Here is a 14,018-nt window from a genome sequence, read left to right as displayed (position 1 = left end):
CGGGCATGGCGGAAGCGGGACGGAAACATGAACGGGGGCAGCGGGATGTGGTGCGGGAGGGGGCGCGGGACGGGGCGCGGACCACATCGGGACGAAAGTGCCGTCCCGTTCGGTCTACGCTGGGGTCCGGGCCGTATCCGCGCACCCGCGCCGGTACACCCCGCATCGCCGTACCCCCATGGCTTCACGGTCCCGTGGACCCATGGCCCCACAGCCCCACAGCCCCACAGCCCCACAGCCGCATAGCCCCGCATTCGCGCCCGCGACCTCCGCGCCCGCGACTTCCGTGCCCTCGAGGAGTGACGTCCGCCCATGCCAGAAGAGCGCCCCACCATGCCGCCCGTGCGGCTTCGCACCGACGCGGAACTCGCGCGGGACGCACTCGCCGCACCGCTGCTCGCCCGCGCGGTCCGGCTCGCCCGCTGGGCCGAGCACGGGAAGCCGGTGGCGTCGGGCGGGGCGCTGCCGGAGGGCGAGCTGCGGGAGGCGACCGAGCTGCTGGAGCTCGCGGGGGACGAGGACGGGCCGCTGTACGCGGCGCAGGCGTGGCAGCTGGCGGTGGACACCGGGCTGGTCGAGATCGAGGAGCCGGCGGGGGCCGACGGCGAGGACGCCGGTGCGGACGCGGACGGTGAGGCGACGGGTGAGGACGAGTTCTCCGCCGTCGCGACCAGCGGCGAGGAGCTGCGGCTGATCACCGAGGGCGGCCCGCGCGACATCCTGGACATCTGGCTCGACGGTTTCGAGACGGTGCTGGCCGACGCCGCCGCCCCCGATCTGAGCGACATCGCCGCCCAGATCGGTGAGAGCGGTGAGCTCGACCTCGACGCGCTCGACTGGAACCCGGAGGAGGAGGCCGAGTTCCTCGACGGGGTGCTGGGCAACCTCTATCTGCTGACCGCCCTGGACGAGGAGGCCGCCACGGCCCCCGTACCGCTGCCCGCGCTCGCCGCCTCCATGATCGTCCCCGAGGACATGGACGAGCCCACCGACGACGTCCTCGAAGAGGTCTCCGAGGCGATGGTGCGGCTGGACGACCAGTTCCGGCTGCTCGCCCCGACCGGCCTCGTCGAGTACCAGCCGGTGGACGAGGCGCTGATCCAGGAGGTCGACGGCGAGGGCCTGATCCAGGAGCCCGAGACGGTCCAGGAGCTCGAGGACGAGGACGTCTCCCGCTACGGCATGGTCCGGCTCACCCCACTCGGCGTCTACGCGGTACGGGCCCGGATGCTCGAGGCGGGCATCGCCGCCCCGGCCGTCGGCGACCTGGCCGACCAGGGCGCCGAGATCCTGCTGGACGCCCTCCCCGGCCACCCCGAGCCCGCCGCGCGGGCCGAGGCCGAGCAGTGGCTGGCCCGCCGTACGCCCGAGGAGGCCGCCCGCGAGCTGCTGGCCGCCGCCCGGGGCGACGACGAGGACGCGCCGCTGCGCCGCCTCACCTGCCAGCAGACCCTCTCGCTGGTCGGGGCCGAGGCCGAGCCCGCCCTGCGCGAGGTGCTCGACGACCGCCACCTGGGCGGGCTGGCCCGGGTCTGGCTGGCCGAGCACGGGGTGGTGGGCGTGCCGGAGCCGTCGGAGGAGATGGTCTTCTGGCTCACCGTGGACACCCTCGCGGCCCAGCTCGCCTCCGAGGGCGACTCGGCGGAACTGCGCGATCTGGTGCGGGGCCTGGTGGACCAGTCGGGGAGTTTCTTCGACTCGGCCTGGCGGGTGGACCACCCGGCGACGGCGGACGTGCTGGAGGCGATGGGGCGCCTGCACCCTGACAAGAAGGCCGCCAAGGAGGCCCGCAAGGCCGCCTTCAAGGCCCGCTCAAGGGCATAACCGCACCCCGGCCGGGGGTGACGCCTGCGGCGGGCTGCTCCCCTCCTCCCCTCTTCCCGATACCAGGGGCATCGCCCCTGGACCCCGGGGCCCGCGCCGTCTCGGGGGCGCGCCGTGAGGGGCGCGTTGCGTCCGGCGGCCGGGGAGCCGAGCGTTGCGTAGAGCCGTAACGCTTTGCGCGCCGTATAGGGGACCGGCGGCCATTCGTCCGTTGATGTCGCGTGCCGTTCAACTGATGTTCGGTCGGGGACGGGAACGTATGGCCGCAGTCCGGAGGACACCATCCTGCGTTCGGGAGATGACATGTCGCTCAGCCGAAGAGACTTCGCGCGGCGTTCCGCGTACACCGGGGCCGGGTTCGCCCTGGTCGGAAGTGCGGGGGTGCTCGCCACCGCACCCGGCGCGCTCGCCGCCGAGGCGACCGAGGAGGGCGTCGCGGGCATCGAGGGCCACCACGGGCACGGCGGCTCCCCGCTCGGCTACGGTCCGCTCATCGCGGACCCGAAGGGCATCCTGGCCCTCCCCGAGGGCTTCCGCTACAAGATCATTACACGTACCGGTGAGACGAAGCTGGAGTCCGGAGAGTCCACTCCGTCCAACCACGACGGCACCGCCACCTTCGAGGGCTCGCGCGGTGCGACGCTGCTGGTCAACAATCACGAGCTGGGTGGCCCCCGCGCCAACTGGCCGCACCCGGTCCCGCTGACCGAGGGCCTGGTCTACGACCCGGCGGCCTCCGGCGGCTGCACCGTCGTCGAGGTCGCCAAGCACGGCGACCACGTCACCGAGTGGGTCGGCATCGCGGGCACCTCGACCAACTGCGCCGGTGGCCGCACCCCCTGGGGTACCTGGCTGACCTGCGAGGAGACCGAGGACAAGGCCGGCCAGAAAGGCATGACCAAGGACCACGGCTACGTCTTCGAGGTCGACCCGCACGACCGCAAGGCCAACCGGAACCCGAAGCCGATCAAGGCCCTGGGCCGGTACGCCCACGAGGCCGTCGTCGTGGACCCCAAACGCGGCCACCTCTACCTCACCGAGGACGCCTCCGGACCGAACGGCCTCCTCTACCGCTGGGTCCCGCCGCACGGCTTCGAGCACGGCCGCGGCAGGCTCGACACGCTCAAGGACGACGCGGGCGTGCTCCAGGCGCCCAAGTGCTACGACTCGGGCGGCAACTTCGTGGACGACCTGTCCCGCGCCACCAAGACCGGCACGGTCTACGGCGTGGACTGGGAGCCGGTGCCGGACCGCGACGCGAAGTCGGTGTCGGTGCGCAAGCAGTTCAAGGACGGCGAGATCACCCGCGCCCGCAAGCTGGAGGGCATGTGGTGGGCGGACGGCGGCGCGTACATCGTCTCCTCGTACGCCCGTGACGAGAGCCCGGTCCAGCACGACGGCCAGGTCTGGTTCTACGACCCCAAGCGCCGCACCCTCACCCTCAAGGTGCTGCTGGGCGTCAACCCCGACCCGTCGAAGGACGGCTCCTTCGACGGCCCGGACAACATCACGGTCTCGCCGTACGGCGGTCTGGTGATCGCGGAGGACGGCGAGGGCATCCAGCACCTCTTCGGCGCCACCGAGGACGGCCGGACGTACCCGATCGCGCGCAACGACCTGAACATCGGCAGTGCGGAGGAGCCGGAGTTCAGCGAGTTCACCGGTGTGGTCTTCTCGCCCGACGGCTCGACGCTGTACGCCAACATCCAGGTGCCGGGCATCATGCTCGCGATCACCGGTCCCTGGCGCCGCCAGCGCTGAGGCCCATGGCCCGGGGGGAATCGTCCCGGCCGGGGCATGCGTTGACGTGAGCGTGACCTCACGCCTGCGCACCACCCCCTTCTCCATCCTGGACCGCTCCCGCACCCGCCAGGGGCGGGAGCGGTCGCAGGCGCTGCGCGACACCGTACGGTTCGCGCAGCGGGCCGAGGCGCTCGGCTACCACCGCTTCTGGGTCTCCGAGCACCACAGCGTGCCCGGCGTGGCCGGTTCGGCGCCCACGGTGCTCGCGTCCGCCGTCGCGGCGGCGACGGTCCGCATCCGCGTGGGCACGGGCGGTGTGATGCTGCCGAACCACCGCCCGCTGGTCGTGGCCGAGCAGTTCGGGGTGCTCGAATCCCTCTTCCCGGGCCGGATCGACATGGGCCTGGGCCGCTCCGTCGGCTTCACCGACGGCATCCGCCGCGCCCTGGGCGCCGAGAAGGACGCCGCGCGGGACTTCGGCGCCCAACTGGACGAGCTGCTCGGCTGGTTCACCGGTGAGCAGAGCGCCCACCCCCAGGTCCACGCCCACCCGGCGGAGGGGCTGCGGCCGCCCGTCTTCGTGCTGGCCACCGGCGCCGGTGCGGACCTGGCGGCGCGGGCCGGACTGTCCCTGGTCATCGGCGATCCGCGCGGCCGGGACGAGATGCTGCGCGCGATCGACCGCTACCGCGCGGGCTTCCGCCCCTCGGCGTGGTCCTCCGCCCCGTACGTCGTCGTCTCGGGCAATGTCGCGGTCGCCGACACTACGGAGGAGGCCCGTCGGCTGCTGCTCCCCGAGGCATGGGCGATGGCCCACTCCCGCACCCATGGCGTCTTCCCGCCCCTGGCCCCGGCCTCGGAGATCGAGACCCGGGAGATGACGGAGAAGGAGCGCGGCTTCTACGAACGCGGTCTGCGCGGCCAGCTGTACGGCACGGAGGACGAGGTCGCCGCCGCGCTCGACGAGCTGATCGAGCGCAGCGACGCCGACGAGGTGCTGGTCACGACGAGCACCTACGACCGCGAGGCCCTGCTGGACTCCTACCGCCGCCTGGCCCGCGTGGCGGGGCTGTCGGGCGATGCCGCCCCGGGCGTCCGCGGCGTCGCGGGAGCGCCCGCGCCGCGCTGACGGCCCCGGCGTGTGGCGGCGGGTCGGCTCACAGGGCCTTGCCGGCGGGCTTGGCCATGCCTCGGACGGTGCGCGAGTCCACGTACTCGCCCATCGCGGTCATCTCCCACTCACCCGAGAACTGCTTGATCATCTTCGCCATCATCACGCCCGTGCGCGGCTCGGCGTGGGTGAGGTCGAAGCGGACCAGCTCCTCGCCGGTCTGGGCGTCGAGGAGGCGGCAGTACGCCTTGGCCACATCGGTGAACTTCTGGCCGGAGAAGGAGTTGACCGTGAAGACCAGGCCGGTGACCTCGGGCGGAAGGCCGCCGAGGTGGACGGTGATGGACTCGTCGTCGCCCCCGCCCTCTCCGGTGAGGTTGTCGCCGGAGTGCTGGATGGCGCCGTTGAGGATGGCCAGCTTGCCGAAGAAGCAGGCGTCGATCTTCTTACGGTCGACACCGAAGGCGATCACGGACGCGTCCAGGTCGATGTCCTTGCCGCGGAAGGCGGGCTCCCAGCCCAGGCCCATCCGCACCGAGCTGAGCACCGGGCGGCCGCCCTTGACCAGGGACACCGTCTGGTTCTTCTGGAGGCTGACCCGGCCCTTGTCCAGGTTGATCTTCCCGGTGGCCGGGGCCGCCGCGGCGGCGGGCGCCGCGGCCGGGGGAGCGGACGGCATGGGCGGCGGGGGCTGGAAACCGGCGGGCGGGCCGCTCGGCGGGGGCGGCGTCTGAGCGGTGGGGGTGGTGGGGGCGGCCGGGGCGGCGGGCTCCTCGACCGTCACGCCGAAGTCGGTGGCGATGCCCGCCAGACCGTTGGCGTACCCCTGCCCGACCGCGCGCACCTTCCACGCCCCATTGCGCCGGTACACCTCCACGACCACCAGCGCGGTCTCGTTGCCCAGCCGCGGCGGGGTGAAGGTGGCGATCGCCGCACCGTCGTCCGCGCCGCGCACGGTGGCGGTCGGCTCGGTGCCCGCGAACGTCGCCCCGGGCGCGTCCAGGCTCGCGGTCACCACGATCTTCTCGATGTCGGCGGGGACGGCGGCGGTGTCCACCGTGATGGTGTCGCCCGCGCCCGCCGTTCCGGCGCGGTGGGTCACACCCGGTCCGGTGGGCTGGTTGTAGAAGACGAAGTCGTCGTCGGAACGCACTTTGCCGTTGGCGGTGAGCAGCAGGCCCGATACGTCGAGCCGCACCGGAGCGGTGACGTCAACCGCCACGCGCGCGACGGGGAGGGGGAGGTTCGAGCCGGGTGTCATAGCGGTCATGCCCGGGGTAACGAACGTCCCCGCTTTACGGTTCCTTGACCTGCGGAGTGGCTTCTCCCATGACCTGTCCCGCCCCGCCCCGCCGCGGCCGGCCCGGTTCGGCGTACGGCGGGCGCGCCGGGCCCGCGAGCTATTCGGCCGGCACCCGCCGCACCGTTCGATCACGGACTGGATCCTCCGCGAGCCGCGCCGACCGATCGGGACGGCGGCGCGCGGTGGCCGCCACCACCCCGATCACGCACACCGCCATGCCCGCGACGGCCGTCCACCCCGGCGCGTCCCCGAACATCGCGTAGGCCCACACCAGCGTGGTCGGGGGCGTGAGGTAGATCAGCGCGCTGGTGCGGGTGACGCCGTTGCGGCGCAGGCTCAGCCAGTAGAAGCCGTAGCCGCCGACCGTGGAGAGCAGCACCGTCCAGGCCACGGCGGCCCAGAAGCCCCCGCCCGCCGGGGGCGCGGCATGGCCTCCGGCCACGGCGACCCCGGTGAACAGGACGGCGCTCACCAGGCAGTGCAGCGGTATGGCGTCCATGGGGTCGAGCGGCGCCCGCACCCTGCGCTCCAGGAAGCTCGCGGTCAGCAGCGCCGCCATCGCGGCGAAGGGCAGCCCGTACGCCCAGGCCGGGGCGGTCGGACCCGTCGACAGATCGCCCTGGACGACGAGCGCGACCCCGCCGAGGCCGATGGCCAGCCCCGCCCACTGCCGCGGGCTGACCGTCTCCCCGAGCAGCCGCCCGGCCAGCGCGCCCGCCGCGAGCGGCTGCAACGCGGCGATCAGCGCGGCGGTGCCGGACGGCACGCCGAGCCCGACCGACCAGACGATCCCGCCGAGATAGCCGCCCTGTGAAAGCGCTCCGATCACCGCCTGCTCGGCGATCGCGCGCGGGCGCGGCCTGCGGCGCCTCAGCAGCGCCCAGGCGCCGCCCAGGACCGCGGCCGCCACGAGGAAGCGCCACATCAGCAGGGTGTCGGCGGCGGCCTCCCGCGTGCCGAGCTCGGCTCCGATGAAGCCGGAGCTCCACATCACGACGAGGCCGATGGCGGTGACGGCGGCGCTGACGGGCATGGGGTCCTCGCTCTGGTCTGGGCTATCTGGTCGGGACTGCGAATCGACGCCGGGTATACCGGTCTGTTTACTCCTTCACCCACTAGAATAAACAGATCGGTATACCCCTCCGTCAACCCCAGGAGGCGATCAGGGCATGGAAGCGCGCGGAGACGTGCTCACCCCCGCAGGGCGCCGCATTCTCGACACCGCCGCCGAGCTGTTCTACGGGCAGGGAATCCACGCGGTCGGCGTGGATCTGATCGCCAAGCGCGCCGGAGTCACCAAGAAGACGCTGTACGACCGCTTCGGCTCCAAGGAGACGCTGGTCGCCGCGTATCTGCGGGAGCGCGATGAGCGGTGGCGGGCGTGGCTCACCGCCGAGGTCGAGAAGTCGCCCCCGGCGGAGCGCGCCCTGGCCACGTTCGACGCGCTCGCGGAGTGGGTGCGCCGCGAGAACCCGCGTGGCTGCGGCTTCGTCAACGCGGCGGCCGAACTGCCGGACCCCGGTCATCCGGCCCGGCAGGTGATCGCCGACCAGAAGCACTGGCTGCGGGGCTATCTGCGGCAGCTGTGCGAGGAGGCGGGCGCGGCGGCCCCCGACGGTCTGGCGGACGAGCTGCTGCTGCTCCACGAGGGGGCCACGGTGCTGAACGGTCTCTCGGTGGTCGCCGATCCGGTCGGCACCGCGCGTGAGCTGGCCGAACGGGCGCTGGAGCGGGCCCGGGCGGCCTGACCCGGGCGGGGACGACCCGCACTTCGACGCCTTCGCCGGGTAGGTAGACAGCCCAGACTGTTCAGTTTGAACTGGACAGTTTGGGCTGAAGGAAATATCGTGCGGGGCATGGCAGAGACCCCTGGCGACATGTCCGTGTCCGCCGTGCGCGCCGCGCATGAGATCCGAGTGGTGGTCGGCCGGCTGCGGCGGCGGATCAAGGAGTCGTACGACCTCGAGGAACTCACCCCCTCGCAGACGTCCGCGCTCAGCAGGCTCAGCAAGGAGGGCCCCGCCTCGGCCAGCGCGCTGGCGGCGGCCGAGCGCGTACGGCCGCAGTCGATGGCGGCCACGCTCGCCGTACTGGACGAGCGCGGGCTGATCCAGCGGCGCCCCGATCCCGCTGACGGGCGGCGGCAGCTGGTCTCGGTGAGCGAGACCGGCAGCGCGTTCCTGGACGACAAGCGGCGGGCGGGCGAGGAATGGCTCGCCCGGACGCTGGAGAGCGGCTATACGGAAGCGGAACGGAAGACCATCCTCAAGGCGCTGGCCCTGCTGGACCGGCTCAGCCGCGCATGATCGAGCGGCTGACGCGACGGAAGGGCAGGGCGGACACGGGGAGCGCCTTCGACCGGCGGCTGCTCGCCCCGATGGTGCTGGGTTCGGTACTGAACCCCGTCAACTCCTCGATCATCTCGGTGTCGTTGGTGCCGATCGGCGCCGCGTTCGGGGCGCCGCCGGCACAGACGGCCTGGCTGGTCTCCGCGCTCTATCTGGCCACCTCGATAGGCCAGCCGGTCATGGGCCGGCTGATCGACCTCTACGGGCCGCGCCGACTCTTCCTCGCCGGGGCGGCCCTGACCGGTATCGCGGGGCTGATCGGTCTGCTCGCCCCCAACCTGGGGACGCTGATCGTCGCGCGGGTGGTGCTCGGGTTCGGCACCTGCGCGGGCTATCCGGCCGCGATGTACCTCATCCGCGGGGAGGCCCGGCGGACCGGCCAGGAGAGCCCCGCCGGGATCCTCGCCACGCTCGCGGTCGCCAGTCAGACCATCGCGGTCATCGGACCGCCCCTGGGCGGACTGCTGATCGGGCTGGGCGGCTGGCGCAGCACGTTCGCCGTCAACATCCCGCTGGCGGCGGCCGGTCTGATCCTCGGCGTACGGCGGCTGCCGAAGGAGCGGCCCCTGGCGGAACGCACCGGCGAGCGCGTCCGGCTGGATCTGATCGGCATGGGGCTGTTCGCCGCGATGCTCGTCTCGCTGCTGCTGTTCCTGATGGAGCCGCGGGCCGACCGGTGGTACCTGCCGGTGCTGATGGCGGTGGCGGCGGCCGGGTTCACGGTGCGGGAGCTGCGGGCGGCGGAGCCGTTCATCGATCTGCGGGTGTTCGGCGGAAATCCGCCCCTGCTGCTCACCTACGCCCGCGCGCTCCTCGTCTCCGTCGTCTCGTACGTCTTTCTGTACGGCTACACCCAGTGGCTCCAGGACGGCCGGGGGCTGACGGCCTCCCAGGCGGGGCTCGCCCAACTGCCGCTGTTCCTGACCGGCATCGCGGTGTCCGGCGCCACCGGCCGCCGCGCCGCCGTGCGCGGCAAGCTGCTGGTGGGGGCCGTGGGGCAGATCGTCGGCTGCGTCCTGCTGCTCCCGCTCCAGCCGCACAGCGCGATCTGGCTGCTGGTCGTCGTGGGGCTCGTCTTCGGCGTACCGCAGGGGCTGATCAACCTCGCCCTACAGAACTCGGTGTACCACCAGGCCGATCCGGAGCGGATGGGCTCCTCGGCGGGGCTGCTCCGCACCTTCTTCTACCTCGGCGCGATCGTCGCCTCCAGCGCCAACGGTGCCTTCTTCGGCGCCCGCGCCGACACCGGCGGGCTGCACGGCCTGGCCTGGTTCATGCTCGCCATCACCGGTCTGTGTCTGGCGCTGACGCTCATGGACCGCTCGCTGGGCCGTATCGAGTCCGACGATTCCTCTTCCGCGCAGCAATCGACGCAGCGAAAGGCTTCGTGAACATGAACATGAACATGAACGCGAACAAGACGGCCCTGCTCGTGATGGACGTCCAAGAGGGCATCGTGAGCCGGATCGCGGGCTCCGGGTATCTGCCGCGTCTCGTGGGCGCGGTGGAGGCGGCCCGTACCGCCGGGATCCCTGTCCTGCACATCGTGGTCGGCTTCCGGTCCGGGCACCCGGAGGTCTCTGACCGCAACGCGTCATTCAGCGCCCTTCCGGCGGGCGCCTTCACCCCCGAGGATCCGAACGCCGCCATCCATCCGGACATCGCGGCCCGGACCGACGAGATCGTGATCACCAAGAAGCGGGTCAGCGCCTTCGCGGGCAGCGACCTGGAGATGGTCCTGCGGGCCCGTGGGATCACGCACCTCGTCCTGAGCGGCATTGCGACCAGTGGCGTCGTCCTCTCCACCCTGCGCCAGGCCGCCGACCTCGACTATCGGCTCACCGTGCTGGCCGACGGCTGCGCCGACTCCGACGAGGAGGTCCACCGGGTGCTCACCGAGAAGGTGTTCCCCCGCCAGGCCGAGGTCACGACGGTGGAGGAGTGGGCCAAGAGGGCGGGGTGAGCGGCTTGGGTTGCTCGGCTCGGTCGGGTGCGGCGCCGTTTCGCGCCTTCGGCGCATTTGAGCATGGGTCGGCGGGTGGGGGCCCTGCCATGGCCGCCGGGCGCCGGGCCGGTGGGGCCCGGTGGCGGCTCCGGTGTTCGGCAGCCGGGGTCGTTGCCGGACCGGCGGGTCGATCGGACGTCGGGGCCGGACCGTCCTCTGGACGGCCCGGGGGCGGGTACCCCTCTCGGAATTGCTTGACAAATTAGTTGCTTCAGATCAAGCGTTTTGTGAAGGGGTGCCCGGAGGGGCCGCCCCGGGTATCACCGGTCCGCACTCCGGACAGAGAGCCGCTCCTCCCGCGTCGCCGAGCCGCCCACCGGCCCGGCGGCCTGCGGCGGCGCCCCGCCCCCCACCTCCGGACCCATGCTCGAAAGCCACCTCGCCTCGGTAAGCGGCGCCCCTGCGCACACGAGCCCGCCCGAAAACCTCAACGCGGCCAGATGGGCGGGTTGGTGCAGAACGCGCCGCCGAGGTACTCGTGGTCGGGGTTGCCCGGCTCCAGTTCGCCCTGTTCGGCGATCAGCTTCGCGGCGTACGGCTCGGAGTCGTCCCTCGGCTCGTACCCCAGGGCGCGGGCCGAGGAGAGGTCCCACCACAGGCGGGTGTTGGCCGAGCTGCCGTAGACCGTCACATAGCCCACGTTCTCCGCCGTGAGGGCGGCGTGGAGCAGCCGGGCGCCGTCCGCCGGGCTCATCCAGATGGACAGCATGCGGACCGTCGTCGGCTCGGGGAAGCAGGAGCCGATGCGGATGGCGACCGTCTCGATGCCGTACTTGTCCCAGTAGAACGAGGCCAGGTCCTCGCCGAACGCCTTGGACAGCCCGTAGTAGGTGTCGGGGCGGCGGGGGGTGTCGAGCGGGATGAGCGGGTCGTCCCCCACCGGGCGCGGGGTGAAGCCCACGGCGTGGTTGCTGGAGGCGAAGACGATCCGGCGGACGCCCGCCTCGCGCGCCGCCTCGTACACGTTGTACGTGCCCTCGATATTGGCGCGCAGGATCTTCTCGAACGGGGCTTCCAGGGAGATACCCGCGAGATGGATGATCGCGTCAACGCCCCGCACGGCCTCGCGCAGGGCGTCCCGGTCGGACAGATCCGCGGTGATCGCGTCCGGCTCGCCCTCGATGGGGAGCTGGTCGAGCAGCCGCAGCTGGTATCCGTACGGCGGCAGCAGCTCGCGCATCAGGGTGCCCATGCCGCCGGCGGCGCCGGTGAGGAGGACGGTGCGGGGAGCGGGCATGGGCGAAGCCTCCGTAAGGCGGTTTTTATTCATGTATGTGGTTCAGATTCATGGACACCGTAAGGATCGACGCATGGGCCGTCAAGGGTGACGTGATGCCGGTGAATTCACCGTCGGGTGAGTGGTGTCACCCGGTTGGCGCCCTTGACCGGCGGCCGATGGCTGCCTTACGGTGAACTCGTTCACGAATGTAGATGACGATCAGAAACGTGCACACTGCGTCGGTGGGTGACGGCGGGTCGGTGTACACGACAGGGAGAAGCCCGTGACCTCAGCTTCACTCGCCGAGCGCCTTGACGGACTGCTGTTCTTCCCCGTGACCGCCTACGGTCCCGATGGCGCCCTGGACCTGGAGATCTACCGCGCGCACGTCCGTGCCGGGATCGAGGCGGGGGCGGGCGCCGTCTTCGCGTGCTGCGGCACGGGCGAGTTCCACGCCCTGACGCCCGAGGAGTTCCACGACTGCGTCGCGGTCGCCGTGGAGGAGGCCGCCGGGCGGGTGCCGGTGGTCGCGGGCGCCGGGTACGGGACCGCGCTGGCGATCCAGTACGCCAAGCTGGCCGAGCGGGCAGGTGCGGACGGGCTGCTCGCCATGCCGCCCTATCTGGTCGTGGCCGATCAGGAGGGGCTGATCCGCCACTACAGCGCCCTCGCGGGCGCGACCGACCTCGACATCATCGTCTACCAGCGGGACAACGCCGTCCTGGCCCCGGACTCCGTGGCCCGGCTCGCCAAGGTGCCCGGCATCATCGGCCTCAAGGACGGCATCGGCGACCTCGACCTGATGCAGCGCGTGGTGAGCGCGGTGCGGGCCGACGCCCCCGACGAGGGCTTCCGCTACTTCAACGGGCTGCCGACCGCCGAGCTGACCGGCCTCGCCTACCGCGGCATCGGCGTGACGCTCTACTCCTCCGCGGTCTTCTGCTTCGTCCCCGAGGTCGCCCTGGCCTTCCACAAGGCGCTGATGACGGGCGACGACGAGACCGTCAACAAGCTGCTCGACGGCTTCTACCGGCCGCTGGTCGAGCTCCGCAACCAGGGCCGCGGCTATGCGGTGTCGCTGGTCAAGGCGGGGGTCCGGCTGCGCGGGCTGGACGTCGGCGAGGTGCGGCCGCCGCTGAGCGAGCCCAGCCCCGCCCACGTCAAGGAGCTGGCCGAGCTGATCGAGCGCGGCATGGCGCTGGTCGGGGACGGCGAAGGGGACGCGGACAAGGACGGGAACGGGGACGGGGAGGCGCGGTGAAGGCTTCCGCCTTCGTCTACCCCTGGGACGTCGTCGGGGACCCGGACGCCGCCCGCCGCATCGCCGACCTCGGCGTCCAGCAGGTGACGCTGGCCTCCGCCTACCACTCCACCCGGGCCCTGACCCCGCGCCACCCCGGCCACCGCATCGTCACCGCCCGCCACGCGGCCGTGCTCTACCCGCCGAGCGCGGAGCGCTGGCAGGGGCGCGAGCTGCGGCCGTACGAGCAGTCGTGGGTGCCCGGCGACGATCCGTACGGGGAGGCGGCCGCCGCGCTGGCCGACGCCGGTCTCGAGGTCCACGCCTGGGTGGTGCTCGCGCACAACACCCGGCTGGGCGAGGAGCATCCGCGGATCACGGTGCGCAACGCCTATGGCGACCGCTACCCATGGGCGCCGTGCATCGCCCGCCCCGAGGTGCGCGCCTATCTGGTGGACCTGGCCGCCGAGGCCGCCGTACGGCCCGGCGCCCGCGGCACCGAGCTGGAGTCCTGCGGCTGGTACGGGCTGGCCCATCTGCACGCCCACGACAAGATCGGCGGGGTGCCGCTCGGCGGCGCCGGCCAGTACTTGATGTCGCTGTGCTTCTGCGAGAGCTGCGAGGCGGGCTACGCCGAGCTCGGCGCCGACCCCGAGGAGCTGCGCGAGCTCGTCGTGCGCGCCCTGCGGCCGGTGTGGGCGGGCGAGACGACCGCGGACGGCGGTGACCGCGCGGGGGAGTGGGCCGAGGTGGAGAAGTTGCTCGGCGCCGACCACGCCGCGCTCTTCGCGGCCTGGCGCGACCGGATCGCCAGCGGTCTGCGGGACGAGGCCGTGGCCGCCGTAAGGGCTGCGGCGGACGGGGACTTCCAGGTCCTGCTGCACGCCGACCCGGCCCCGCACCGGCTCGGCGCCAACGTGGGCGTGGACCCGGCGGATGTGCTGGCCCAGGCCGACGGGGTCGTACTGCCGTGCACGGGGGGCGAGGCGGCGCGCTCCGGCGTCCTGCCGCCGTTCGTCCCGTACCGGACCGAACGGACCGTGCTCGCCGCCAACTTCACGGTGGTGGCGGGGATGGGTGGCAGCCCGGCGACGCTGGCCCGGGACGCGGCCCACGCGGTGGAGCTGGGCGCGGACGAACTCCGGCTGTACCACGCCGGTCTGGCCTCGGACCAGGACCTGGCGGCCGTCCGCACCGCCCTGGCCGAGCTGGGCTGAGCTGAGGA

The 14,018-nt window shown here is 72.5% G+C and carries 12 protein-coding genes; 9 read left to right on the top strand and 3 right to left on the bottom strand.

All coding sequences use genetic code 11. The annotated features are described in order from the left end of the window. The first annotated feature begins 312 nt into the window (after positions 1-312). From ABD329_RS28370 to ABD329_RS28360, 3 genes are all read left to right on the top strand, one after another. On the top strand, positions 313-1,824 hold the full coding sequence (locus tag ABD329_RS28370) for a hypothetical protein (RefSeq protein WP_198281279.1): 1,512 nt from the start codon (positions 313-315) through the stop codon (positions 1,822-1,824). Positions 1,825-2,127: 303 nt separating this feature from the next. After that, on the top strand, positions 2,128-3,585 hold the full coding sequence (locus ABD329_RS28365; RefSeq protein WP_198281278.1) for an alkaline phosphatase PhoX: 1,458 nt from the start codon (positions 2,128-2,130) through the stop codon (positions 3,583-3,585). Between the two features lie 52 nt (positions 3,586-3,637). Further along, entirely contained in the window at positions 3,638-4,696 is a 1,059-nt protein-coding gene (locus ABD329_RS28360; protein WP_198281277.1) for an LLM class flavin-dependent oxidoreductase, read from the top strand. A 28-nt stretch (positions 4,697-4,724) separates the two neighbouring features. Here ABD329_RS28360 and ABD329_RS28355 read toward each other — a convergent pair whose 3' ends face one another. Further along, complete coding sequence (locus ABD329_RS28355) at positions 4,725-5,939, bottom strand: TerD family protein (RefSeq protein ID WP_344317115.1); 1,215 nt, start codon at positions 5,937-5,939, stop codon at positions 4,725-4,727. A gap of 139 nt (positions 5,940-6,078) precedes the next feature. Next, on the bottom strand, positions 6,079-7,014 hold the full coding sequence (locus ABD329_RS28350) for a DMT family transporter (RefSeq protein WP_198281255.1): 936 nt from the start codon (positions 7,012-7,014) through the stop codon (positions 6,079-6,081). Between the two features lie 136 nt (positions 7,015-7,150). Between ABD329_RS28350 and ABD329_RS28345 the strand changes: the two genes are divergently transcribed. The 4 genes from ABD329_RS28345 to ABD329_RS28330 all read left to right on the top strand — a co-directional run bounded on the left by ABD329_RS28345 (position 7,151) and on the right by ABD329_RS28330 (position 10,292). After that, positions 7,151-7,729 (top strand): TetR/AcrR family transcriptional regulator, encoded by a 579-nt coding sequence (locus tag ABD329_RS28345; RefSeq protein ID WP_198281256.1) that lies wholly within the window; start codon positions 7,151-7,153, stop codon positions 7,727-7,729. A gap of 129 nt (positions 7,730-7,858) precedes the next feature. After that, positions 7,859-8,287 (top strand): MarR family winged helix-turn-helix transcriptional regulator, encoded by a 429-nt coding sequence (locus ABD329_RS28340; protein ID WP_198281258.1) that lies wholly within the window; start codon positions 7,859-7,861, stop codon positions 8,285-8,287. Further along, a complete protein-coding gene (locus ABD329_RS28335) occupies positions 8,284-9,720 on the top strand; it encodes an MFS transporter (protein WP_198281257.1) in 1,437 nt (478 codons plus the stop codon). The genes ABD329_RS28340 and ABD329_RS28335 overlap by 4 nt, the downstream gene beginning before the upstream one ends. A gap of 14 nt (positions 9,721-9,734) precedes the next feature. Continuing rightward, on the top strand, positions 9,735-10,292 hold the full coding sequence (locus tag ABD329_RS28330; protein ID WP_425574392.1) for a cysteine hydrolase family protein: 558 nt from the start codon (positions 9,735-9,737) through the stop codon (positions 10,290-10,292). Between the two features lie 469 nt (positions 10,293-10,761). Here ABD329_RS28330 and ABD329_RS28325 read toward each other — a convergent pair whose 3' ends face one another. Then, entirely contained in the window at positions 10,762-11,571 is an 810-nt protein-coding gene (locus ABD329_RS28325; protein WP_198281562.1) for an NAD-dependent epimerase/dehydratase family protein, read from the bottom strand. 265 nt (positions 11,572-11,836) lie between these two features. On the opposite strand from ABD329_RS28325, the gene ABD329_RS28320 reads away from it, so the two are divergent. Together ABD329_RS28320 and ABD329_RS28315 are read left to right on the top strand one after the other, a co-directional pair. Continuing rightward, positions 11,837-12,814: a 5-dehydro-4-deoxyglucarate dehydratase gene (locus tag ABD329_RS28320; protein WP_198281563.1), complete on the top strand. Its 978-nt coding sequence runs from the start codon at positions 11,837-11,839 to the stop codon at positions 12,812-12,814. Next, positions 12,811-14,010 (top strand): hypothetical protein, encoded by a 1,200-nt coding sequence (locus ABD329_RS28315; RefSeq protein WP_198281564.1) that lies wholly within the window; start codon positions 12,811-12,813, stop codon positions 14,008-14,010. Before ABD329_RS28320 ends, ABD329_RS28315 begins: the two co-directional genes overlap by 4 nt. The last annotated feature ends 8 nt before the right edge of the window (positions 14,011-14,018 follow it).

The organism is Streptomyces javensis (genome assembly GCF_039525925.1).
In the GTDB taxonomy this organism is placed as follows: Bacteria; Actinomycetota; Actinomycetes; order Streptomycetales; family Streptomycetaceae; genus Streptomyces; species Streptomyces asiaticus.
This window is presented reverse-complemented; position numbering and strand designations above follow the sequence as displayed.